This window comes from Superficieibacter sp. (genome assembly GCF_032071645.1).
In the GTDB taxonomy this organism is placed as follows: Bacteria; Pseudomonadota; Gammaproteobacteria; order Enterobacterales; family Enterobacteriaceae; genus Superficieibacter.
The window spans coordinates 132,489-157,281 of sequence record NZ_DAMAPU010000001.1 but is presented as its reverse complement, the minus strand read 5'-3'; the positions used below and the strand labels follow the sequence as shown (position 1 = coordinate 157,281).

General features: G+C 50.7%; 20 protein-coding genes and 1 pseudogene. 5 read left to right on the top strand and 16 right to left on the bottom strand.

Annotation, left to right across the window (positions count from 1 at the left end):
• Positions 1-46: 46 nt before the first annotated feature.
• Positions 47-751: a phosphohydrolase gene (locus RT197_RS00835; RefSeq protein ID WP_312947542.1), complete on the bottom strand. Its 705-nt coding sequence runs from the start codon at positions 749-751 to the stop codon at positions 47-49.
• A gap of 646 nt (positions 752-1,397) precedes the next feature.
• On the opposite strand from RT197_RS00835, the gene RT197_RS00830 reads away from it, so the two are divergent.
• Both RT197_RS00830 and RT197_RS00825 read left to right on the top strand, forming a co-directional pair.
• The gene (locus tag RT197_RS00830) at positions 1,398-2,576 is read left to right on the top strand and encodes a porin (RefSeq protein ID WP_312946334.1); all 1,179 of its coding nucleotides are present in this window, start codon (positions 1,398-1,400) and stop codon (positions 2,574-2,576) included.
• Positions 2,577-3,329: 753 nt separating this feature from the next.
• Positions 3,330-4,670, top strand: a complete 1,341-nt coding sequence (locus tag RT197_RS00825; RefSeq protein WP_312946332.1) for a colicin-like pore-forming protein — start codon at positions 3,330-3,332, stop codon at positions 4,668-4,670.
• A gap of 71 nt (positions 4,671-4,741) precedes the next feature.
• Here the strand turns inward: RT197_RS00825 and cui are convergent, their stop codons facing one another.
• The 4 genes from cui to RT197_RS00805 all read right to left on the bottom strand — a co-directional run bounded on the left by cui (position 4,742) and on the right by RT197_RS00805 (position 7,864).
• A complete protein-coding gene (cui, locus tag RT197_RS00820; protein ID WP_312946329.1) occupies positions 4,742-5,278 on the bottom strand; it encodes a colicin immunity protein Cui in 537 nt (178 codons plus the stop codon).
• A gap of 668 nt (positions 5,279-5,946) precedes the next feature.
• The gene (locus tag RT197_RS21955; RefSeq protein WP_409529673.1) at positions 5,947-6,018 is read right to left on the bottom strand and encodes a hypothetical protein; all 72 of its coding nucleotides are present in this window, start codon (positions 6,016-6,018) and stop codon (positions 5,947-5,949) included.
• Between the two features lie 113 nt (positions 6,019-6,131).
• Positions 6,132-7,148, bottom strand: coding sequence for an amidohydrolase family protein (locus tag RT197_RS00810; RefSeq protein ID WP_312946325.1), 1,017 nt, complete (start codon positions 7,146-7,148; stop codon positions 6,132-6,134).
• Entirely contained in the window at positions 7,142-7,864 is a 723-nt protein-coding gene (locus tag RT197_RS00805; RefSeq protein WP_312946322.1) for an SDR family NAD(P)-dependent oxidoreductase, read from the bottom strand. The genes RT197_RS00810 and RT197_RS00805 overlap by 7 nt, the downstream gene beginning before the upstream one ends.
• 119 nt (positions 7,865-7,983) lie before the next feature.
• Between RT197_RS00805 and RT197_RS00800 the strand changes: the two genes are divergently transcribed.
• Positions 7,984-8,913, top strand: a complete 930-nt coding sequence (locus tag RT197_RS00800) for a LysR family transcriptional regulator (protein ID WP_312946320.1) — start codon at positions 7,984-7,986, stop codon at positions 8,911-8,913.
• 188 nt (positions 8,914-9,101) lie between these two features.
• On the opposite strand, the gene RT197_RS00795 is transcribed toward RT197_RS00800, so the two are convergent.
• The 3 genes and pseudogenes from RT197_RS00795 to RT197_RS00785 form a co-directional block, all read right to left on the bottom strand.
• A complete protein-coding gene (locus RT197_RS00795; protein WP_312946318.1) occupies positions 9,102-9,839 on the bottom strand; it encodes a metallophosphoesterase in 738 nt (245 codons plus the stop codon).
• A gap of 316 nt (positions 9,840-10,155) precedes the next feature.
• Positions 10,156-10,275, bottom strand: a pseudogene (locus RT197_RS00790) (DUF4113 domain-containing protein); the annotation flags it as partial.
• A gap of 111 nt (positions 10,276-10,386) precedes the next feature.
• Positions 10,387-11,112: a hypothetical protein gene (locus RT197_RS00785; protein WP_312946315.1), complete on the bottom strand. Its 726-nt coding sequence runs from the start codon at positions 11,110-11,112 to the stop codon at positions 10,387-10,389.
• Positions 11,113-11,495: 383 nt separating this feature from the next.
• On the opposite strand from RT197_RS00785, the gene RT197_RS00780 reads away from it, so the two are divergent.
• Complete coding sequence (locus tag RT197_RS00780) at positions 11,496-12,512, top strand: P63C domain-containing protein (protein WP_312946312.1); 1,017 nt, start codon at positions 11,496-11,498, stop codon at positions 12,510-12,512.
• A 105-nt stretch (positions 12,513-12,617) separates the two neighbouring features.
• Here RT197_RS00780 and RT197_RS00775 read toward each other — a convergent pair whose 3' ends face one another.
• The 3 genes from RT197_RS00775 to RT197_RS00765 are packed head-to-tail and all read right to left on the bottom strand — an operon-like array spanning position 12,618 to position 21,750.
• Positions 12,618-13,769, bottom strand: coding sequence for a pyocin knob domain-containing S74 family peptidase (locus tag RT197_RS00775; protein WP_312946310.1), 1,152 nt, complete (start codon positions 13,767-13,769; stop codon positions 12,618-12,620).
• Positions 13,770-13,783: 14 nt separating this feature from the next.
• On the bottom strand, positions 13,784-14,746 hold the full coding sequence (locus RT197_RS00770) for a hypothetical protein (protein ID WP_312946308.1): 963 nt from the start codon (positions 14,744-14,746) through the stop codon (positions 13,784-13,786).
• A complete protein-coding gene (locus RT197_RS00765; RefSeq protein WP_312946306.1) occupies positions 14,746-21,750 on the bottom strand; it encodes a DUF1983 domain-containing protein in 7,005 nt (2,334 codons plus the stop codon). The genes RT197_RS00770 and RT197_RS00765 overlap by 1 nt, the downstream gene beginning before the upstream one ends.
• Before the next feature lie 178 nt (positions 21,751-21,928).
• On the opposite strand from RT197_RS00765, the gene RT197_RS00760 reads away from it, so the two are divergent.
• Positions 21,929-22,141, top strand: a complete 213-nt coding sequence (locus tag RT197_RS00760; RefSeq protein ID WP_312946305.1) for a hypothetical protein — start codon at positions 21,929-21,931, stop codon at positions 22,139-22,141.
• Positions 22,142-22,154: 13 nt separating this feature from the next.
• Here the strand turns inward: RT197_RS00760 and RT197_RS00755 are convergent, their stop codons facing one another.
• From RT197_RS00755 to RT197_RS00735, 5 genes are read right to left on the bottom strand one after another with little or no spacing between them, the layout of a single operon-like run.
• A complete protein-coding gene (locus tag RT197_RS00755) occupies positions 22,155-22,385 on the bottom strand; it encodes a DUF1327 domain-containing protein (RefSeq protein WP_312946304.1) in 231 nt (76 codons plus the stop codon).
• A gap of 20 nt (positions 22,386-22,405) precedes the next feature.
• Positions 22,406-22,987 (bottom strand): tail assembly protein, encoded by a 582-nt coding sequence (locus RT197_RS00750; RefSeq protein ID WP_312946302.1) that lies wholly within the window; start codon positions 22,985-22,987, stop codon positions 22,406-22,408.
• Positions 22,987-23,697: a C40 family peptidase gene (locus RT197_RS00745; RefSeq protein ID WP_312946299.1), complete on the bottom strand. Its 711-nt coding sequence runs from the start codon at positions 23,695-23,697 to the stop codon at positions 22,987-22,989. The genes RT197_RS00750 and RT197_RS00745 overlap by 1 nt, the downstream gene beginning before the upstream one ends.
• A gap of 2 nt (positions 23,698-23,699) precedes the next feature.
• Positions 23,700-24,458: a phage minor tail protein L gene (locus tag RT197_RS00740; RefSeq protein ID WP_312946297.1), complete on the bottom strand. Its 759-nt coding sequence runs from the start codon at positions 24,456-24,458 to the stop codon at positions 23,700-23,702.
• Positions 24,455-24,793 (bottom strand): phage tail protein, encoded by a 339-nt coding sequence (locus tag RT197_RS00735; RefSeq protein ID WP_103676069.1) that lies wholly within the window; start codon positions 24,791-24,793, stop codon positions 24,455-24,457. Before RT197_RS00735 ends, RT197_RS00740 begins: the two co-directional genes overlap by 4 nt.

Sequence of the window (24,793 nt, the reverse complement as noted above, 5' to 3'; positions counted from 1 at the left end):
TTAACCAGATAAGACAAATATCATCCAGAGTATCATAAATCTGGCGCTAAAGGGGTGAGTCCTTTGGCGCAAAGCGGGCCAGCACGCACTCATCCAGCGCCAGGCCATCTCCCTGCAATTCCGCGCTGAGCTTTGCCATAAACTGCACCAGGAAACGGGCATTTTCCTGCGCCAGCGCTTTCCCTTTTGCGGTCTGCATGGTTTGCGGCAGGCGCAGCAGCTTGCTCTGAAAGTGATCCAGCGCGAAAGCCCGGTCATCCAGCGTGCGGCGATCGGCAAAAGGATCGTCGGCATCAAACAGCGGGATGCTAAGCGCACCGGCGACGGCAAAGACCCGTGCCAGGCCGATAGCCCCCAGCGCTTCGAGACGATCGGCATCCTGAACAATCCGCGCTTCCGACGTTTGCGGCGTTATTCCGCCGCTGTAGCTGTGCGCTTCGATAGCGTGCATGACCGTGGCATAGCGTTCCGCCGGGAAATCAGCGAAATCCGTTGCTAATATATGTTGGGTTTTTGCGGCTGCCAGCCGCGATGACTGATGACGCTGCGGATGATTTTTCGCCAGGCTGATAATGTCATGAAAATAGCAGGCGGTCAGGATCGCCAGCTCATCAACCTTTTCGTCCTCCGCCAGCCGCCGGGCGGTGTTCCAGACCCGACGAAAATGCGCGAGATCGTGCGCCGCGTCATCATGACGGTAATGCTGCCGGAACCAGTGTTCAAAGCGTTGCTGCCAGTGCGTAAGATGCATCATTTTCCTGCCGGATGAGAAGGTTTACCAGACGCATATACCATGCCATACCGTCGCGGCGACGTCATTTTTCGCGTCCGGAGAGACCGCCAGAGTCGAGTGCGACATCCTGTTGGCTCATTAACCAGACCCAGTTATATTTAATTTATTTATAATAAAAACCAATTCATTAAGCGTGTGAATTTAAAAAGGCTGCAAAAAAAATTTGTATTCCCGCTACGGTTTGTGCAATTATCTCTGCGTTATTAGCCTTTTGATCGTTACTACTGCACTTATTCTTTCAATGTGTTTCGCTATTTGCTGGCCTGATATTTTTATCAGGCCTTTTTTTACTGTAAATAAAATCATAAAAAATAAAGAGTATTTAAGCAACTTACATTCATACTGTAAATTCTATTTACATTATATATACCAAGCCAAGTTACATTCACCTAAAAAATCAATAAATATCAGTAAATTACATACATAAAATGGAATGCATTTGTCAAATCAATACGGAGACAAAATGAAACATTTTGAAATATTAGATATAATTTACTTACATCTTTCCTTTAAGATTTAATGAACTTTATAGAATAGTATCGGAAATGTAATTCGGATGAAATTACACATATTCACAGAAGTTATTTCTAAAAGGGAATATATAATGAAAAGAACAGCTCTGGCAATTCTCGTGCCTGCCATGTTACTGGCAGGCGCTGCAAACGCGGCCGAAATTTATAATAAAGACGGAAATAAACTCGATCTGTATGGCAAAGTAGATGCGCGTCATACCTTCTCTGATAACCCAGGTGATGATGGCGACGAAACCATCATCGAACTGGGCTTCAAAGGCGAAACTCAGATCAGTGAACAACTGACGGGTTATGGTCAGGCGTTAACCAAAACGATGGCTAACGATACCGAAGGTAGCGACAACACCTACGTAAAACTGGCGTTTGCGGGCCTGAAATTCGATCAGGCTGGCTCCTTTGACTATGGCCGTAACTATGGCGTGATTTATGACGTCGAAGCTTACACGGATATGCTGCCCGTGTTTGGCGGCGACTCCTATACCTGGACCGATAACTTCATGACAGGTCGTGCAAACGGCGTGGCAACTTATCGTAACTCTGATTTCTTTGGTCTGGTTGAAGGCTGGAATTTTGCGTTGCAGTATCAGGGCGCGAATGAAGATTCAAACAAAAATGAAGATCAGGAAGGCACCAAAAACGGTCATGAAGATGTCCGCTTCCAGAACGGCGACGGCTACGGCATTTCCACCTCTTTTGACACTGACATTGGCCTGAGCTTCAGTGCCGCCTATGCAAAATCTGACCGCAGCAATGAACAAGTTGCCCTCGGTGGCATCAACAACCGCTATAGCAAATATGCGGGTGGCGACACCGCTGAAGCCTGGACACTGGGTGCGAAATACGACGCGGGTATAGGTAACGGTGATTCGCTCTACCTGGCGATGATGTATGCAGAAACCCGTAACATGACGCCTTATGGTGATGATGGCATTGCCAACAAAACGCAGAACTTTGAAGCCGTTGCACAGTATCAGTTCGACTTCGGCCTGCGTCCGTCTTTAGCCTGGGTCTATTCCAAAGGTGAAGATATGGGCGGTTACGACGGCCATCGTGCCGGTGTTAATAACGAATACACCGATAAAGACCTGGTCAACTACGTTTCTGTCGCAGCAACCTACTACTTCAACAAAAACTTCTCCACCTACGCTGATTACAAAATCAACCTGTTGAACGAAGATGCTAAATTCTACGATGACAACGGCATTGCGACCGATGACGTCGTAGGTGTTGGCCTGACCTATCAGTTCTAAGTCTGCCAACTTACCGAAGCCCGCCAACGTGCGGGCTTTTTTATGCTCAAAAAAAGAGCATTCTTATCGCAAGGATCTTGTCGCGGTTATATGATGGTCATTCGCGGGTAAAAAAAGTAACTGTGACGGGAGTCGTTGAAAGCGAAGCGAGTAACTGATTGAATAATGGCGGAGAGAGGGGGATTTGAACCCCCGGTAGAGTTGCCCCTACTCCGGTTTTCGAGACCGGTCTTCGCTGCTTTAATTACATCAACTTAGCGTCAATATTGAGAAAAAAGCGCATATTTTAGCCTCTTAAAAATCATGAGGTTATGTTGAGCTGATAACATTTTTTCTCGCCCTTAAAGACATTAATTTTGGCAATGTAGAATAATTTTATATTTCCTATTCATTTTGTTAACAGGCAATCTTCAGCTTAAGTGCCATGATAAAAACGCGACCATTTCTCATGAAGCATTATATTCATGCCACTTAATTCACATCTTTTAACCCTGGCAGAAGTTGTTTCCCCATTACATTAAATTTGATTGCCACTGTTAATTATGCGTGTTGATTATCTTTTCTATAGAAGTCCCTGTAGTGCATCCATCCTGGTTTTATCCACTTGAGTTCTTTTCAGACCTACCAAAATTGGCTAAGGCTCCTAAGTTGACCTTACAAACTTAAGGGCGTATTGTTTAATTAAACATGTATATATATACAGTATTAGTTTTTAATGCATTGTTTTTTAACATAAAATAAAAGGATAATACTATGCCCGGATTTAACTATGGTGGTTTTGGTGACGGTTCTGGATGGAGTTCAGAAAGTGGGGGCGGTACAGCTCCTGGCGGCGGTTCCAACGGCCACGGTGGCGACCGTGATAATAATGGCAGCAGCGGCAACAATGGTACTTCTACGCCAGAGCAGACTCAGATTGATGCGATCCGAAATAATGCTACTGTCCGACAGAAATTAAGTAATATTATTCAGGCTGCACGCGGTATTAACCCATACTCTAAAGTTACTATTGAAAGCGTTTCACCTGCTGGGATCTTAAGCATTTCAGTCACCGAATTAAACGCTGAACAAGCTGGCCAAATTGGGCTGAGTGGGCTAATCATGGGCGTTGACACCGAAGGGGCTAAACTAGCGATCGGTAATTTGCCAACGGGTATCGCTCGCATTGGCAAAAACGAGAATTTTGACCATACCCCCGTCCCAGCGTCTGTTGATAACATCATCTCCGGGAAGATTGGATGGTCGTATGATCCGAAAACTGACTCGTACTTTATGCTAAAAGATATGGGCCTTAGTTTTACTAACCTTACTATTATAGGTCCTGATACTTTCCGTTTGAATTTTGCGCTTGCAAAAAATAAACCTATTGATGCTACCGTCCATAACGGCGATCCAAACAACATCACTAAGGTATATAATAACTGGAAAGGGCCAGTAGGCAACTATGACAAGAATTCGAATAACATTGTCAAAGACTTCGTCAACTTTAAATTGACTGAAGAGCGTGAGTTACTGATTCAGGCCAGTGATCTTCTCATTTCTGTTGGTGAACCGCTCAGTAATACCATTGGTGAACATTATCGAAGTGTAGCCAATGAAATTGCCTCAGATATTCGTAACTTTCAGGGTAAAAATGTCAGAACCCTTGATGAGGCGACAGAGGCTCTTAACCGGCTTTTAAATAACGCCAACACGCATATCCATGCAGATGACCGGGATGCTCTTTTAAATGCATGGAAACATATGAACGCTACGGATATGGCGTATAAGCTCGGCTTTCTCGGAAAGGCTTTTAAGTATGCAGATGTACTATCAAAGATTGAGAAAGGGAGAGAAAAAACTATCGAAGGTCTCAATACCGGCAACTGGAGACCTTTAGTAGTAGAAGTTGAATCTTGGATCGTAAGTGGTATGGCGACAGGTCTGGCGCTTAGTATCCTCGCTTATTACGCCCCGTTTATAGCTGCAACTATCGGCATGCCATTAATGGCAGTAACTATTCTGGGAGTTATTAGTATTAGTGTGGTTGCGTCGCTCATCGACGGCGCACTAGTTGAGAAAATCAACAACAATATCATCAACGTCTTGCATTAATAAAAAAGCAGGCGGGGAACCGCCTGCTTCATATGTTTCAGAAGGTGCTTTATTAAAGCTAGTTAAATTTTTTACTTTGCACCAAATGTTTTGCACACTGCAGCAATAAACAGCAGATAGTATGTTGTCAAAATAAAGCAGGCTGCATAGACGGCTACAAAGAGAAATGTTAAAAGGTAGTCATTTTGCGACATGGCCCGAACCAGTCGTCCAGACTCAGTAATTTCTGCAGAATGAAGTAGCAGCATATAAATTATTACGAAGTAAAACACAGAAAATGCTATCAGTGCTTTTATCATCATTCCCTTATCCTGATCTTTCTTTATCTGGAATTCGTTAATCGACAATAAGACTAAAACTAACGCCCATAAAGGTGCTGTCTTGCACCACGCATTCAGCACTGAACTCAGGAAAAGATTTTGAGATGACAATAGCGCGGGGAGGTCACTAGTCGCAGCCGATATCGAACGCAATAATTCAGAGTCTGGATTGTTCAAATTAATAACTAATGCAATCAGCAACGGTATACACGTGATGATTAACAGGCTAAACATTCTCCTGGTGATGGCCTTGTTATTAGGCTCGTGAACAGCTTCAACACCCTGCATAGTAATCTCCTGAATAAAAATGATAACCTTCCTTTTATCATACCTTAAATCATACTTATACGTCCTTATATGTATATAATTTTATAACAGTAACCTCTTTTATGCGCCGAGGTTGAAAATGACTTATGATCTGTAGGTATGATAACATTACCGGTACACTCCCAATCCTTCACAAAAGCTATAGCGTGCAAAGGATACAGGAGGAGATATTACAGAGAAACTCTTTTTGCTTTCAGTTGGTTAACAGTCTGTTGCAGTTCACTGATTATCGTCTTCTGCGTCAGCACCATTTTGACCATCACCGCACGGTGTCCAGATTTTAGGTTTTCAGCGGAGCGAGAACGTACCTTCAGTAGCCCCTGCCCCAATACGGCCCTCAAGCTGACATCTTTCAAATAGTTTACTATTAAGCCGATCATTTCCGGCGACTTCGTTATGACATTTTCACATGTTTTGTATCTGAAAACTGCGTTTTCAACTCCCGCCAGACCACCACTTTTGATAGGATTGCACCAGGACAGTCACTATAAAAACAGGAGATTACGGACATTGACCAGACGGCAGGCAGACCGATAAAAGACAAAAATGTGCACGTGAAATGCACGTGCATTTAGAAACCGCCGTGAATTACCTTCCCGAGCGCTTCTATTTGTAACAAAAGGTAACGTTTAAACAGCTCTGATAACGACTAAAACGCCTATGCGAGTTATATAGTATGGTGACAGCATCTCCCGCTTCATCTTCCAGGCCGCTGGATATACTGCCTGGCAAAATACAGCGTTCCCCTTCCCTCTTTGTGCCGTGCACCCATCAAAGCCTTTCACCTCATAGCATTCTGCTCATAAAAGCTCCATCACTGCGTTGCCTGTTTGCCGCAGTTGTATGTCAGACGCTCCCAGTTCGCATGAGCAAAGCCTGACAAATCTTCACCGCTCAGGCCGCACTCGTTTAAAAAGCGTCGGGCATCATGCCCATGTCTGTACTGGTAAGGAAAGTCAGATGAAAACAGTAACCGTTCTTTACCTACAATACTGGCTGCTCGCTTCAAATAGCATGGTGAAAACATGCCACTGGACGTTACGTACAAATTACTCTTTAAATAATCGCTGACCGGCTTATTCAGGCCCGCAACACGCCCCATTGCAGATAAACGTTCTGCGTAGAAAAGTACCATTTCGCCCCAGTGGCCTAAAATTATCTGCAGGTTAGGCAGACGGTCAAAAATACCTGACATCATCAGCCGCACAAACTGTAAGCCTGCGTCGTAATGCCAGCCAAGACCATAAGTGGCCATTGCGATATCTAACTCCGGGCTCAGGCCATCATAGTAGGCTTTACGCACAGCGACGGGCGGCGTGCGTGGGTGTAGTAGGACTGGAGCCTCCATTCTGCTGGCGCACTCAAATATCGGCGTGAAGTCAGCATGATCAAGATTATGGTCACCCACGCGTCCACTCAGCATAGTGCCTTTGAAACCCAGTGTTTTGATGCAACGCTCCAGTTCCAGAGCGGCCGCCTGCGGGTCAGACACAGGCAGAGTGGCAAATCCCTGAAAACGACCTGGATGACGGACGATGGCTTCCGCTATTGCATCGTTACAGCGCCTGGCAATTTCCATCCCCGCTGCGCCCAGCTCATGTAAAGCCGGAGTGGTTAAAGAAAGAACCTGCACGTCTACTCCTGACTCATCCATTAATGCAATACGCCCCTGAGCGAGATCAAGCAGACGTTCACCTACTATGCCTGTGTTGTGTGCCAGGCTGGGATCTGAAGCGGATAAACCCGCAGCATGCCAGGCCTGTAGTACTTCCTCTGTCAAAAAATGCTCTTCAACTCCAATAACAGGAAAATCATTGCTGCAATCTACCATGGTATTACCCCTCCAAAGCGATCCAGATATTCAAGTCCTGATTTACTGCATCTGCCCTCAATGGTACTGACGATATCAGGAATGGTCTCTTCCAGACTGAAAGCGGCGTCGCTTCCTCCCAGCTCAGTACGAATCCAGCCAGGCGCAAGAAGCAATAAAGAGCGTGATGGGTGTATTTGAGCCTCACGAACAGCATAGCTGCGCATGTACTGGTTTAGCGCAGCTTTGGTACCTCGGTAAACTTCTTTACCGCCTTTGGTATTATTGCCAATGCTTCCCTGACCGGAAGACATTATGCCAATAAGACCATCTGCATGTACTAGGTCTTCCAGAGCCTCTGTCGCACGCATTGGCGACAATGCATTAGTAATCATCAGGTGGGTAAATTCTTCGGTACTGACCTCAGCAATTGTTTCATCCTGATTATGGTTGGAGGTGCCGGCATTGATGAACAGGACATCAAAACGCCGGCCCTTTAGCCGCTTATGTAAAGCATTAAGCTGAGTCGTTTGTGTTATGTCCAGTTGCTCAATAGTCAGTTTTTGCGGATACAAACCAGACAAGTCATGCAGCGCTGTCTGTCCCGTACCCCGGACGGTAGCGGTAACCAGCCATTGACGTCTGAGAAACTCTTCGGCCATCGCCAGGCCGATACCCCGTGATGCTCCAATCAGCAATAGGTGCGGTGCTGTAGGATGCAAATTTGATTCAGTCATATTTTCCTCTCAGGATGACATATATGAATTCTGAGCTTAAAGGTTATGAAGGAATTGCACCAGAAGCGTTAGATGCAATAATAGATTGCATGGTATGCAATCAGGATTAGTTTCTAAATATGCACGATATTGATTTGAATCTACTTAAGGCACTGGATGCTTTGCTGGCCGAGCGTAGTGTTACGCGTGCAGCACATCGTCTGGGGCTGAGCGTGTCGGCTATGAGCCGCAGTCTGACACGCCTGCGTAATGTTACTAACGACCCGTTGCTGGTACAGGCAGGCCGCCATTTAGCGTTAACACCTTATGCATTAGAACTGACTGAACGCGTCAATGAAACCACCCGTAACGCATATGCACTCCTGCAACCGGCTCAAAAACTGTTAAACCTTGCCACACTTGAACGAACCTTTACGCTTCGGGTTAATGAGCGATTCATTGACCTGGTTGCTAACGCACTGGCTGCTGAACTACAAAAACACGCACCCCGGGTGCGACTAAGTTTTGTAGGAAAATATGATAAAGATGCACAGCCCTTGCGTGATGGAATTATTGATCTGGAGCTTGGTGTACTCGGTACCCGTGCCCCTGAAATGAAGACCAGAATGTTATTTCACGATCGTTTCGTTGGTATTTGCGGCAATAACCATCCATTGTTACAGGAGCCTGGCATAACGGCAGAGCGCTACGCCAGTTATCAGCATGTGGTGGTTTCCCGCAAAAACAATTTATATGGCCCCGTGGATACAGCACTGGCACGGCAGGGTTTAAAACGTCAGATAAGTATGGTTGTTCCCGGTTTTGCCAATGCCATAAATATCGTACGTCATTCGGATCTTATCGGCCTGGTAACATTATCTTCATTAGGCTGTTCACTCATCGATACAGAACAGTCAGGACTGACGCATTTTGAACTGCCGGTAGTCACACCGATCATTAAAATCTCGGCCATCTGGCATCCCCGCCAACATGACAGTCCGGAACACCGTTGGCTGCGGGAAACCGTTTTTTCGGTGTTCCAGCGAAAGCATAACTGCCCCACAACTTAAAATTCTCCATATCTCATATCGCCTTACGCAGCTTTCGTTTTAACGATTTATTAACCATGTGCCGAAAATATCGATACAATAATGTCCGCTGAGTGCCAAGAGCGGACATTGCTCTCTCGCAACATTATTTGTTAATCACTGGAGAGCAGGTCGTTTTCTACAAGGTCTATGCGTTTTCTGAATACTAATTAAATGCAAACGTGATGACTGGTAAGAGAGTTACTAACGTAGCGGTGAATCATCAACGCTGGCGGGTCATTCGCAGGAGGAACGTTTACTGTTCCAAACCAGACAGGATTAGCCGGGCAGACGGATCCACAAATGTAAGCAGGTATGCCCGCAAACGTACCAGCTATTGGTCTGTGGACATGGCCTGTAGAAATGGCTAGTAGTCTGGCCGGGGCGCGTCTAATCAAATCTTCCATCTCAGGTAGACCTCTGCACATCGTTTCGTCTAGCGTTGGTATGCCAGATGCAAATACGTGATGGTGCAGAAACAGCAATGACTGAGGGCTGCCTGCGTCGTTAAGTTGATTATTCAACCATTCTAGATGGTCAGCCACACTGCCGTAATCCTTATAATCAATCGTCGAATCCAGCCCAATCAGGCGAATGCCTACTGTGTCATGGACAAAGTGCAGAGCCTCTCGTTGGGCATCGTGCGCCCATCTGTTCTTATCCCAAACAGAACGCATCATACTGCGGTCGTCTGAGTTACCTGGCAGGATCAACGAAGGGTAATTTTGCTGATTCAGGCGGTCGGCTATCTGTTTATAACCTTCCTGCCAATGCCCATCCGTTAGATCACCGGTAATTACCAGTACATCCGGTTGCAGATGCGTAAGCCACTTTAATATCTTGTCGAACCGAAACAGAAGATCATTTTCGGGTGAGGCGTGAATGTCTGAAACCTGCGCTATCAGCATTAAGACCTCATACGATTATTGTGTGGGGAACAAGTTCGTGATTCATGGCCATGAATCCGGTTTCAAATTTCATGTTTTTCACCACTATGGCAACAATGGACAGATTAATTAGGATCAGTAATTCAAAAGTTACGCTGAATCAGACTGGCTGCAAAGGCGGTCAGGAATTCACAATGAATCGCTAAGTTCAATTCCGACTGCTCAACGCTAATGTTAGCAGGGATGCGTAACGTCCGCTCCTCGCTGCAGACAAAAGCCCTGCTTGCGCAGGGCCATGTTGATTTATCGGATATATAATGTTCTCATGTAGAATTGATCATTTAGCTCGTACGAAAGGTAAGTCTGAACATCGCGTCGTATAACACGGTGACAGCATTTCCCGCTTAATCTTCCTGGTCTGCTGGATGCCCTGCCCGGCGAAATACAGCGTTCCCCTTACTTATTTGTTTAGCGTACCAACCAAAGCCTTCAGTCTGTCGCAGGCTACTCAGCCGGTAAGTTATAAAATCTTGCCTGCGATATGCCAGTATGCGTATGTTATTGTTGTTTATGGGCGCATTAGCGGTTCAATACCGATCCACTTCAATGTTGGTTGATAGCAAAGTTTAAGCGGGGGTATATTGACTTTTTGCCCTGCTATCTCTAGCTCGCCGAGGTGAATTAACCAACGTGTGTTTGCGTATTTGTTATAAATTTTAAAAACAACATACGCTGAACCATAGTCGTCATTATTAGTAATTCTGGGTACATTGCGGTGCACCTCATCACTATTGATGTCATAAGGTGAAGGTCTGGCAAACTCCATATTATCCTCTGGAAAATCATAAGGGAATGATCGGGTTCCAAGAAAAACTTCTGGCCGGGCGCTACGGTGTTTCCCATCACCCAGATCGATATAAGCCTGGCGAGTATCAAGTATGACAGGAAGAGGTGGCAGCCCCTTGCTTCCTGGGTGCGAAAGTCGCTGGCGACCTTTGTTATAGGCAATTAATTGAACATAGAACTCTGGTTCCGCTTCGGGTCCTTGAACATGGGGAATAGTAAAGTGTCCACGCTTTTCAGGCATATATCTACCCGGGATCGCATGATCGTAGAGATAGGTTTCAAGAAAGATTTCTTGCTTCCCACCAGGGCTATCAACGCTGAATGTATGTTCGCTTTCGCAAAGATCGACATAGCCAGGCCTTTCCCTGGAATAAGGAATACACCCACCCAATAGCGTAACAATAAGCGTGACAGCCCCGCACCATTTAAGTTGTCTAGTCAATGACATAACAAAATCCCTAAGTAAATTATCGTATGAGGATAGCTTAGATTAGTATCGCTTACGTCTTCAACCTACTAATTCTAATCATACCTGCCTTTGAGTCCCGCTATCCTCTTTTCCATCACTGTGTATAAATGCAGTGTTTTTAAACAGAAGAGATCAGTATTGCGACGGCTATTAATAATGAACGTATCACATCATAGCTAATCTTTTGATTAAACAAGTTATTGCCTGTACGTGGTTCGGGTAGAGATGTAGCGTAAGAATATTTTGCAAAGTGTTGGTAGAGGTCGCAAAGATGCGGCCTTTTTTATGCACAAAATAAATATTGCACGTTATAACGTGCATATGATTTAATGCTGGCAATTTCACAACACGAGAGTTAGATCATGCATGAGAATGAAAAGAAAGAAGTTGTCGGAAAGGCGCGTGGTGGCAAGGCTTTAGCAGCAAAAAGAACTCCAGAGGAGCGCAAGGCGGCATCCGCTAAAGCCGCTGCTGCAAAAAAAGAATTGAGTAGCCTTCCTGAGATTTCCTATGGTTCCGTTGATACACCTCTGGTTATCAATGGTGTAAGCCTTGAATGTTATGTTCTCGACGATGAAGATAAAACGCGAGTAATCACTACCTCTGCTATTGGTATTGGATTGGGTTTCCACCCAGACAAGGCGTCGGCGCGACTTGTCAATTTGATGGGTGGAGATCGAATAAAGCCCTATATTAACAGCGAGTTAAGCGAAAGACTCGACAGTCCAATTCGCTTTAAATATCCTTCAAATAGCATTATTGGATATGCCTATCCAGCAACAATTCTTGCGGATATTTGTGACGCCATATTGGCTGCAAGAAAAGAGAATCGGCTTCAAGCCCAGCAGCAGCATATTGCGGCACAGGCAGAAATTCTAATGCGAGGTTTTGCTCGCGTTGGGATAATTGCTTTAATAGATGAAGTAACAGGGTATCAGAGAGACAGAAAGCGTGATGCTCTTGCAGCGATTCTTGAAAAATTCGTCTCCAAGGAAATGCGTCCTTGGCTTAAAACTTTTCAACTAGATTTTTTTGAGGAGTTGTGCAGGGTTTGGGGTTACTCCATGCCTGAAAAACCAGGAGCTTATCCGCCAGTCTTTGCTCATGTCATTAGAGATATTGTATATGACAGACTAGCTCCAGGAGTTAGAGCGCAATTACAAGATCTAAAAAAGAAGCGAGGAGGAAAAATGCACCAGTGGCTTACTGGGAACGCTGGATACAACGATTTAACACGACACCTCGGTGAGCTTACGATGTTGTTACGAGTAACACCAGACGGCGCAAAAGATCAATTTTTGTCAACTTTAGAACGATTTAAACCAAAAATAACTATTGAAGAGTTGATTGACGCATCTGATGCCAAAAAGCCAAATTAGCAATCCAACCCGGCCACCGCGCCGGTTTTTTTGTGCCAAAAGTAGCAAGTTTCAGTAGTATGACCATTAATTAATAATAAAACTTCATACAGGAGCTTGGGGGAATTATTCCGAAATCAGCTTTTCTTTCAGCTGATTAACTGTGGTTTGCAGGTCATTGATTATCTCCTGCTGTGCCTGCATCGCCAGCGTCATTTTTGCCATCATCGCAACGGTATCCAGGCTGTAGGCTTTCAGCGGATCCAGTTCCTCCCCTTCTTTCAGTCCTTCACCCTCAACACACTCAGGACTGACCTCAATCAGGTCGTTTGCTATCCACCCCAGTTTATCGCCGGACTCAGGGATCAGACCGTCGCCCCTGGCTTTATACCGGAAGGTGGCAATCATCCACTTCATGACTTCGGCAAGGGCCGCCTCGCGTTCTTTCCGTGCAAGGTATTTAATATTTTTTTTCATCTCCCTGTCAGAATTCGAGGCGGTCTGGATACTCCCGATGGTTGATCCGTCAACGTAAAGTGTCATCCCTGTCTGCGTTGCCCACCCCAGCGCCCACAGGTTACCAGTGAGCGTGCTGCTGTTACCTGTGCCACGTCGTGAGGCATATCCGCGCACCGCATCATTCCGCCCGTTATTGTAAATGCCGTCGCCATTAAATAAGCAAATGTCAGTAGATCCCCCGATAGTAAAGATGCAAGTATTGTCATCACCGGCCTTCAGAATAACCTTGTCTTTTTTCAGGTGCATTGCACTAGGCATCACCACTTTCCCGGTAAACTCCGGGTCACTGGTGTATGCCAGCTTCTGCCATGCAGACCATGTTACGGTGCCACTGGATGCCGTCGCCCCGTTTCTGACATAAATGTTATTACCTGAATACATGAAGTACATTTGCGAGCATGAATTCGCATGGTTCGCTCTGTCAGAGATAACAATTAACGCGCCAGCGCCATACTGGGTTTCAGGGTAGTGTCTGGCAGCGGTGGCGTTAGCCGATGCGACCTGATACCAGAATCCCTCCTGACTGCCGTTCACTGAGTCCAGGTCCAGTGTGCCCAGGCTTCCGTTTTGCTTAAGCGTTCCTGTGGTGGCCGCCATCATTTTGGCCCACGTCGCTGCATTAAACGTCGAGCCGTCGGCGCGGGTGATGGTTACGTCGCCGTTACCGTTGAAAAGTTTGTCCTGGTTCTGGATATCTAGCTGGGCCTGACTGAGTATTTTCGTCAGCGCTGCAGCCAGGTCGTCTGAAATGTTTGCCATTGTATTTCCCTAATTTATTGTCCGAGCGCAGCCCGGTAATAGTCGTCGTATAGCGTCGTTTCGATGTAGCCGGGATAGCCCCCGACCGCCCAGGGGCGGATGCTCTCGCCCTCGCGCGGGTCACTGATGAAACGGCTGGAGAAGGTGGCGGCGATGGTGGCGCGCCAGCGGCCGTTAACGTAACCCGCTGCCGCGCACTGTCTGTTCTCATACCCGGTAGGGAACTGCGGGTCCTGCCGGAGAAAAAGACTGGCGCTGACGTTCGATACCACCGCCAGCGGGCGGTCGCTGTCGATATCGCCGCCGGGCATCTGCCGGACGTTCAGCGGCAGGCAGTTGCTGTGCCATACCATCCGCCCGTCGCGGTACATGTAAAACCCCCCGGCAGGAATATTCAGCAGCATGTCTGAGAAAACGTAGAGGCGTCCGCCGTAGGGGTTATTCGTCACCCGGAGAACATGCCGCCCGTTACCTGACACCTGCTCCCAGACAATCTGGTCGTACTGATTAATGCTCATGTTCAGCGCCCGGTGAAAGACCACCATACCCTTTTCGAGCGGGACCACTGTTACAAGGTCGCCCTGCCCCGCGCCGATATCGATAACCTGAACCAGGTTAAAAGGCACAAAGTCCGGGGCCAGTTTCACGGTACGCTGACCACCGGGATAGTCGTAATACGCGAATCCTCCGTAGCCGGTATCGGCCCCCTGTTTCGGTACCGCGAAAACCACGATTTTCACCGCGTTCGGCACGCTCCAGGAGACCGTATTCCCGGAAACGCTCACGCTGTAATTTCGCGGCTCATAGGTGGTGGCGGAGAAGTTATTCAGGATGAACGCACTGTAATCCATGCTCTGTGAGGAATAACTCCGGCTGCCTGCACCGGAGGTATCTATCACATCGATGACATAGTTGAAGGACATTGCATTCAGGACATCAAACGATGTCCCGTTAATGAACGTCTGAAAGCCTGCCATTACAGGGGTCCCCCAAAAACTGCCACGGGCCTGCCCTGGCTGTCGTAAAAGACAATACGGTTGTTCTCCAGCGTAAGACGTCCCTGCCCCGGAATGTTGCCGTTAAGCTGGATGTTGCCGTTGCGAAAATCAATTTGCAGACCACTGATGCCGGAGCTGAAATTGTCAGACGAAATGGTGTCGGCAATTTGCAGGCGTCCGATGGCACCCGCCTTTATCTTGGCGCTGTCGATGGCCGCATCCTGGATCATCGCCGTGCGCAGATAGGCGGTTGCGCCGCTGACGGCAAACGCCAGCACGCGCCCGCCTGCGGCATTCGGGTTATAAATCCCAAACTGATCCGCATCAATGAGGAAAGAGGACGTGCCACCTGCGCCGTCAATGCCGAGCTGGATACCGGCGGCATACGAACGCCCCTGCGCATCAACCTGGACTTTCACGCCCCACTGCGCCGAGAGTTTGTTGGACACATCCGCCAGCACGGAGGACGTCACCTGGATAGCGGCAACATTCTCCCCGACACTGGCCTGCAACGTCGTCATCTGCTGCGCCAGCGCGCCCGTCTCGTTAGCGATAGTGACATTCACTTCGTCAATTGAGGCGCTGATTTTCGTATCATTACTGACAATTTCAGCACGCTGCTCGTAAAATCCTCTGAACTGCGCGAGTCCGGCCTGGGCGACGGATTCAAACGTCTGTTGCAGCCCCGATTCCGCGCCCTCCACTCGCGTTTTCAGAGAACTGACGGACTCAGTATTGGCTTTAATATCTTTGCCCTGCTGCGTCACCGTCGCGTTGGTCTGCGCAAGAACGCTGGCATCCGCTTTGTTGCCCAGGCTGCTGGTCAGTCCCTGAATACTCTGGGCCTGTAACGTCAGCGTGTCACCCGTCTGTTTAACAGCCGTCTCAAGCCGGGTGACAGCGCTTGCCGTGGTCGCGTTCGCTTTTGCGTCAGTAACGTCCTCAACCCGGATGTTATCGATCCACATCTTCCCGGCTTTCAGCAGTGAGGAGATAGCCAGACGCACCAGTAAATCAGCGGTCGGCGTGTAATCGAAAGAAAACTCCGTCCACGCCGTCACCAGCGCTGAGCCAGACCCTTTGAAGTTGACTTCCGCGATGTATGCATTCGATTCACTCTGGCGAATTGACGCTTTGGTATTACCCCACCCGTTAGTCGCATCGACGCTGGCATCAGATGAGAATTTCACCATCAGCGAAACGCGGTACGCCCGGCCTTTCAGCATGGTAAGACCGCGCTGAAACATGAGCATGTTTGCCGTGCCGGAGTACTCGAAGCACTTCGTGCCCAGATACGGGGCGGTTGGCACGACGGCAGGCTGCGGTGAGCCTTCCCAGAATTCAAGACCCCCTTCACCGCTGCCGTTGGCGATCATATTTTCCGTGTCAGCTGCAGCGTCTTTCAGGGTTGATTTCAGCGCCGTCGTTGCTGTGGCGTTCGCGATGGTATCCTGGCGGATCGTGGACGGAACCACAACAGCCGCCGAACCAACTGCTATCGGGCTTATGGTCTGGCTGGACAGCGTGTATGCCCCGGTACGTAGCACCGGCGTCACGCTGAACGGCGTTGACACGTCATACTGCGACCCGCCGCGCAGATAAATGTATTCGGTAGAGGAGTTGGTCATCTGACCAACGTTCACCACCGGCGCTACACCATCGGTGATCCAGTTTGGTCTGAACTGGTACTCGTAGATATTTCGCTCGACATCATTCGCACCCCAGCCGCTGCCGATGGCGGTCCATTCCAGCGACACGTTAAATCCGCTGGCGTGAATGGCCCAGTCGGGGTTCTTATAGGTGCCGTCAGGCTGCTTAATGCCATACGTCTTATCCAGCGGACGCGCAACACGGATACGCGACGGCCCTTTAACGATGCCTCCCGATGGCAGAACCATAGTTACCGGATAATAGGTATTCTGATCCAGAGCCGTCAGGTCTATACGGGTCGTTTTCAGGTCAATGGTGTCGATCCGCTCGCCCTGGCCTTTAACCGTTGTCGCCAGCTCGCTGAATGCGGTCGCATCAGCTTTATTTTTAAGGTTGTTATTCAGCCCGGTAATCGCCATCTGCTGGCTTTCAATGTCACCCTCTGTATCTGTAACACGCTGGCTAAGCTGACTTAATGCCTGCTGGCTGGCCTTCCCTCCCACATCCGTTTTAATCAGCGTGATGGCGTCGGCCTGCGCGGTGATATCCTTCCCATTCTGCGTCACCTTAGCATCGAGCGCACTCGTGGCCGAGGCGTTAGCATTGGCAATAGCTGATGCGCCGGCACCCAGACCAACCATCGTCCCGTTGATGAACTCAATCGCCGCGGATACCCGTGCATCAGCGGAGCCGCCAACCGGGCTGACCAGCTCCTGCCCGTTGCCCTTCCCGATGCCTTTACAGCCCAGCAGGATGTACGCGCTGCGGGAGACCATCGTATCCATCGCCTCCCGACTGCCGCCCAGGCTTTCAATCGCATCGTAGATCCGCGATTTGCTGCCGTTTGGCTCGTCGTAGGTTGTCACAGCGACATACGTCCCGTTAGGCAGTGCGGCTACTGCGTCGTTGAACGCTGCCGATGCCGCTGCCGCATTACCGTACAAATCGTAATTGGATCGCGTTAAACCCGTTGAGCCGTCTGCATTGGTTGAGAACACAACCAACATGTAAGATCGGGACGGCGTGGCCGCTTTTGTGCCGTCCTCGCGGAATACACCCGCCGCCGTGATACCTCCTGTCCCACCGCTGCCGACCGACACAGCCCGGAAAACAGTGCGCCGACCGATACTGGCCTGAACCTGCGTCAGCGCGGTGCCCTGCGCAGTAACCTTACCGTCAATCGCATCAACTTTACCGTCCAGTGTCGACAGTGCTCCGGCATCAGCTTTGGTCTCGATAGCCTTCGCGTCGGTGATATCCATGACCCGAATAAAATCAATATCCATCGTCCCTGCTGTCAGGAATGACGTCACCGCCACGGCCACTACCAGATCGACATTGCCGACGGTATATTCCAGGCTTTTCTCCGTCCATGTCGTCGGGGCGGACTCACCGGCTGCGAGGAAAGACACGCTGCGGATCAGTGCGTCGGATGCGCTGTTACGAAACGCCAGCTTGATGTTATCGCCGGCCCCGGCCACGGCATCCGCAGAGAATTTGCAGACCGCCGCCAGGCGGTAGGTCCGGCCCTTCAGCAGCAGGATATTTTTCTGCGTGATGCGGGAAGCGTTAGCGTAGGCAGTGAAACGAAGCACCTTATCACCACTGTATGCCCCGCCGTTGATAATGCTCTGCGCCTGCGGATAATCGCGTTTTTCCCAGAAATCAAAATCCGTTTCAAACGAGCCGTTCGTCAACATGTTGGCCGCATCAATATTGGCATATTTCAGCGATGCGCTGATGTTGGTAATGGCTTTACCCTGTGACGTCTGGGCATCAGTCAGGGTGGACAGAGACTGCTGCACTGCCGCTTTGTTGTTATTGAAGTTCGTCTCCAGCGCTTCAACGTCTTCAGCGATGGCCTTCTCCGAAGAGATGCGCACCTGGCGCTCGTTATAAATCAGCCCGCTGGTCAGTTTCGACGGATCGGTGCCGTCGGTACCGCCGCGGATTTGCGCCGCCAGCGTGCTGCGTGCCGTGGCTTCGGCAGAGTCTGCCGCAATACGCGCTGTCGCTTCATCCTCGAGCGCTGCGGTGCTGGCACCCGGTGCCGGGCGACCGACCGCTATCCAGTCAATCAGGAAATAATCGCTGGCGGTCTGTGTTGCGCCAATATCCAGGCGGATCTGTGCCACGTTCGCCAGGATATTCCATTTGATATCGCTGAAATCGATAGTCGCCACGCCGCTGGCATCAAAAACAGGCTCAGGCAGCGTCACCATATTCGTGTCGTTAAAGGCCGCCGTATCGCGCCAGCGCAGCTGACCACGCCAGGCGGGTTTGCCTGCCTTTCTTATACGCATTTTAACGAAGCGATAAGACGCCGCATCTACTGCCAGCGATGCCGGAGAAACAACATAAGGGTTACTGGCATGGTTAGCCGGGCGCAGGCAGTTATCAACCACCGTCGGCGTGCCGTTGCCTGTCCAGCCCTCAACGCCCGAAGAGTTGAAATGCCAGATTTTCAGGGAATCGAACTGCGTGCCGCTGCCCGCCGCGACCTGCGCGATCGACTGCGCCAGCGAGTCCGTTTTGTTCTGAATAATCAGGTTGGTTTCAGAAATTGCCGCTTCGCGTGTCAGCTGCTCGTTAAGCAGTGCGTTGGCTGCGTCAGCGGCCACCTTCTGATCCTGCTGCGCGCGGGTGGTTGCCTCCGCCGCGATCGCTGCGGTACGGTCGCTGGATTCTTTGGTCAGTGCCTGCGTGCGGGCCGTAGTTTCCTTCGAAATAGCAGCAGCACGATCGCTGGCTTCTTTGGTAATGGCAGCAGCACGGTCGGTAACTTCTTTCGCGATCGCGGTCTGGTTGTCCTGGATCGACTTGTCCAGCTCTTTGTACGTGTCGGTGTCGCGGATCGCCTCGTCCATGTTGTCGATGTAGTCAGCAACATTATCAGCCGGCATGCCGCTGACCCAGTCGGTCCACGCACTCTGGTTGCCGGTTTTGTCCACCAGCCGCGCACGGTACCAGAATGTCACGCCAAATTTCAGGCCGAGCTGCTGGTAGGTTTTCTGCGGGTACGGCACATCGGCCAGCAGCAGCGGATTTGTGCCGGTGGCCGCCGCACTGTACTGGATCTCGGTTTTGAGTGTATCCCCGGTACCGGCAGGAAAATCCCAGTTCAGCACGACACCAAAGACGATCCCCTGAGTGCGCAGCCCTTCCGGTTTCGGCGGTGCCCCGGTTTTACCCGTCAGGATGGTTTCCGGGCTGACGGCCCACACTGACGACACATCGCTGGCATTCACTGCCCGCACCCGGACCAGATAGCGGCCTGAATAAATGGCTGGCACCTCAAAGCCCAGCGAAGACGTTCGTGGCACGTTGACCCAGTTTCCTGAATCCTTACGCCATTCAGCTTCATAGGCCACCGCCCCGGTTACTGCTTCCCACGCAGCACGCAGAGTGGTAATGGCAATGCCCTGGCTGACGCTGGAATAGCTGTCTACTGTCACATTTACCGGCGGACCCTGCACGCCCGGCGGAATGACACTGATCGGGCGCTCATCCAGACGGGTGCCGTGATCGACGGCGGGATACGTGTCAGGATTGTAAGTGGTACCGGTGATGGCATAGGTGCCGTCATTTTTATCGCTGACGCCCGTCACGCGAAACAGGGCAATATACAGATCGTCGGCCTCAACCGCCCAGTTGGTTTCCGCTTCCGGCGTCTCGCTCCAGCCGGTAGTCACGGTCACGGTTTTACCGTTCACCGCCTGAACCGTGCGCGCCTGCGCCGGACCGGACGGCAGGTTCACGAACAGCCGATCGCCTGGTTTGATGTCAGCGATGCGATCGAGGGTAATATTCCTCCCGTTTACTGCGCTGACGCGCCCGCCGATGATCCGCCCGGCCAGTTCATTGGCCGCGATGCCGATAACTTCCTCCACCGGCGGCACGTCCAGCCCCGTGGCAAAGGACACAACTTCCCCGGCCCCATTCGTCAGCAGCACCCAGCGCCCGCGACGGTTCGCCTCGGACTGGCGGTCACAGCCAATCGCCGTCATTTCCATCTGGCGAAAGTCATATCGCATCGCCAGATCGTTGTCGTACACCACTTCCGGCGTGTCTTTGTAATGATTTTTCGGATCGGACCAGTTGACCATGGCCGAGGTATAGCGGGTGGTTTCACTCGGATCGGAGAAGGTAAACTTACCGTCGACCACGCTGGCATGGTTATAGACGTGCCAGATGTCGCGCGGCATGTCCGCCAGCACATACAGGCGGTTGTCTCCCCAGTAGGTCATCCCCCGGAAAATACCGGCAAGGTCGCGCAAAACCGTCCAGGCTTCAGCACGATCCTGAATATAAACGTTGCAGCGGAAGCGCGGCTCCGTGCCTGTGCCGCCCTTGCCATCCGGCACCAGCTGGTCGCAATACTGGGCGATGCGATACAGCTCCCAGCGGTCAACCTGATCGGCGGTGATGCGCTGGCCGAGCCCAAAGCGCTCGTTGAGGATGAGATCGTAAAAAACCCATGCCGGGTTATCGGTCCATGCCCACTTAAATGCCCCGGTCCAGGTGCCGGTATAACCGCGTGTTTCCGGATCGTAGGTGTCCGGCACGCGAATAATGCGGCCTTTAGGGCAGCACACCACCTGCGGAATACCGTTCGGAAACTGTTTTGCATCAAACTCGATATACAGCAGCGCGGTATGCGGGTAACGCAGTTTTGCATCGATGATTTCGGTGATGGCCTGAACCTTCATCGTGTCCACGATGTTCACGGACGAGGCATCAGGCGTGACGCGGCGGACTCGCAGCTGCCAGCCGGTCGTGGCTTTGGGCAGGTTAATGCGGTGGCTGCGCTCGTAAAGCGTCGTGGACTTGTCGTCCACAATACCATTCAGCACAGTCTGGTACGCGCCGCCATCAACAGACAGATCGATGGCGTATTCAACGCGGGTACCAACCTTATCGCCGTTGTCTTTCTGCCAGAGCAGGGTTTCCCAGCCGACACGAACGCGCACAGCGGACAGCTGCGTGTTGGAGATGGCGCGCACATAAGGCACATTCTGCTTCAGTACCTGGGAGACCTGCAGCTCGTTTTCAATGCCCGGAAAACCCTGGATATAGGTCTGGTCCTGCGTGCCGGAACGAAACTCCCACACCACACCGGGAAAATTTTCTGACCCGTCGGCATTCAGCAGCGGCGTGTAGGAGGTACCGTCACCGAGAAAGATTTTTGTGCCGTCAAGCCCGCCCGCATATTCCCCTTCGCCCAGGGCGATAAGCATTTTTGCGCGGGCGATGGACTGAATGCTGTCCGGGGATTCAACCGGCGTATGCCCCTGCTTACTGCCACTCTTCCGGCCTTTGATAATATTTGCCATATCGCATCCATAAAAAAAGCCGCCATAGAGGCGGCCTTGAGTGAACAACTGATCGAATATCAGGATGTTATAAAAACATAGTCCTGGTTATGGTGAGGTTTCAGCTTGTCGGTGACGGTTCACTAACATTAACGGTAAAAAAAGAGGAATAGCTGATAACCTCGTTCAAGGAGTTGTAATGGAAAAAGAATCAAAATCTGACCTCGAAATACTACAGACCCGTGTAGGATCACTGGAGGTTTTACTTTCTTTAATTTGTGAAAACCTTTCTGATGAGCAAAAACAGGATATTGATAAAAAAATAGATGAGCGACTAAAAACATGGTCCGGTAAAAAGCCGATTGAAACTTTTTTCCGAAAAGCTAAAGAAAGGCTTCACTCTAAATCATAAATATAGGCGGCCATCAGGCCGCTTTGATAAGGCTGTCATTAACATCACTGATTAATCTGGATGCTTTCATAAGCGCAATTTCTTCATAATACTCTAAAGGCGCTTCATTTTTTCGGGGCACGTCAACACTAATTTGAAATAACGGGATAACCGGAAATTCAGAGTAAGCGACAGCCACAGTCACATCATAATTACCTTCAGTTGGGATTATGTTTTTAATTACAAGTTTGTAGATATTTTTCATTTTGTTTACTCCATATTATTTCACTGTTGATCCTCGGCGTAAATGCCCGCTGAAATAATCGCACCGCCGATATCGCGCTGACCGTAGAGAAGCGGAACCGGATTCCCGGCCGCCGTGGTGTTTACCGGGCCACCAAACGCATAGGACGGTTTATTATCGGGATCCTGCCGCATACGCAGACCAGCGGGTTGTGGAGAAAGCATCTGAATAACGCCTCCCACCATCATCGCGCCACCTGCCCAGGCGATTGAAAGTGAAGATCCTCCCGTAAACGGAGAAGCCACAATCCCGCCAACCACCATCACTGCACCGAGTATGGTCTGGAATATACCGGCCCGCTTGCTACCACGTATCACCGGAATGATCCGCAGTTCACTCCCGGCACTGACCATTTCAAACTCGTCCTGTCCGATGTTCCGGCGATCGCGGAAGATGACAAAGTCCAGACCTTTCGCCCGCGCCTCCCGCAGCCAGGCATCAAAACCGTCCAGGGTGGCCGACAGCGCGCGAAAAACTTCTTTCGAGGTATCGAGTACGCGGTAATGCGTGCGGCCAAAGCGCTGCGCCATTGAGCCGCTGAGTTTAATCACGGTCTTGTTCATTACATCAGCTCCTTATGTCGCACGGTCTTGATGGTGCGATCGAGGTAATAGCCGCCGTACGGCACCCGCTGACTCAGCTGGCCGTACATGTGGTGCAGCAGCATGTTTCCCTCCAGCAGTACACCGGCATGATTGGGTACAGGTGACTGGATCTGCATAATGACCACATCGCCGGGCTGCGGCGGGCCGTCGAACTCGCGAAAGCCGCAGTCATGCCAGTTATCCATATAGAGATTTTCGCCCTGCTCCCACCAGTGGCGCTCCACACTGTAGTTAGGCAGGGTGATGCCGTGCTCGGTGCGGAAATAGTCCATCAGCAGCGACCAGCAGTCGGCGTGACCCAGCACGAACTGACGGCCCGTCAGCGCGCGATCGCCGCGCGGCATGACCGTTCTGATATCGCCTTCCGGCCAGGAAACAATGACCCAGGGTATTTCCGTGGCATCGCACATCAGCATATCCAGCTCGCTCGGCTGGGTGGTTGCGCCGTCGCCGGGGTGGCTGTGCACCACCGCCACAACGGTACCCTGATCCTCAGCACCGGCGTAATCCTCCGGGGCAATCTCAAACTGTTCATCAGGCGATGTGGCGCGGTTTTCACAGGGAATGTACTTCTCGACCCGGCCCTTCTGAATGACCAGCCCGCAGCATTCATCAGGGAAAATCGCCTCAGCGTGCGCCAGGATGGCGCAGATCGTTTTATCTTTCATCATCAGCTCCTGAGCAGGGAAGCGCCGGGGAAGCCGCCGAAGTCCAGCGGTTCATTCTCGCCAAAGCGCGGTTTGCAGCCCGTGGACAGCAGGCCGGAGCAGACATCCTGTGACGGATCGTCAACCTTGTTACCGTCCTTATCGAACCAGCCATTTTGCCCGGCGTAGGCGCAGCCGTTCCCGGTTTTGTACCACCCCCGCATACACCAGGTGCAGAGCGGCTGGATCTGGCGCGTCGGGATTTGCTGGCCGCGCAGGTCGGCGGGGCTGGAAAGTTCGAACTCCACGGTTTCATCATCACCGCCGGATTTGCGATCCACATAAAACACCTGCTTACGCTCTTCCAGCGGATTTGCATCCGCGTTACCTTCAGGGAAATTACGCGCATCGAGATAATGCACAAAGGTGTCGTGAATAATCATCTTCGCCCGCGCCATACCCTGAAAACGGCGGCACAGAGCGCCGATCGTGCCTTTAATGTTGGCAACGGTCAGCTTTGGCCGGGCGCTTTGCCCGTCGCTGCTGACGGAGAGTCCCTCCAGCTCAAACGGCCAGGCCCCGTATTCCTCGCCCTGCCACCAGACGGACTTCGGCTCCAGCTTTGACTCATCGCCGCCTGATGCCGCCAGTTCAGCTTCCGTGTGCGGGATGTTCTCGTTATGAAAGCGCAGGATGCCCGCGCCGAAGGCGGAGCCGTCCACTTCAATAAGCCGGATACGGCTGCCTGGTTCAAGTTTCTGGACGTCAGATGAAATACTCATGGGTGATATGCCTGTATGAAGGTACTGCTGAGGGTGTGGATATTATTGCCGTGGGACGAAAGCTGGAGGGTTTCTGCGCGGTACAGCCCTTCCGGCTCGAGCGGCGGTTTCCAGCGGAAAGATTTCCACCCGCCGTGCCGCTCGATGAATGCCTTTATCGCAAGGATATAGTCTTCATCACCGGTAAAGCTCACGCTCCACTGCGGCAGCTTAGGATTAATGCCGTCCCCGGCCACCTGCGCGTAGGCATCCCCGAACTGCGCCTTTCGCGTGCGCAGGGTGATATCGACCTGCGACGTGATGCGCGGACACCATTCAAATGTTTCTGTCGCCAC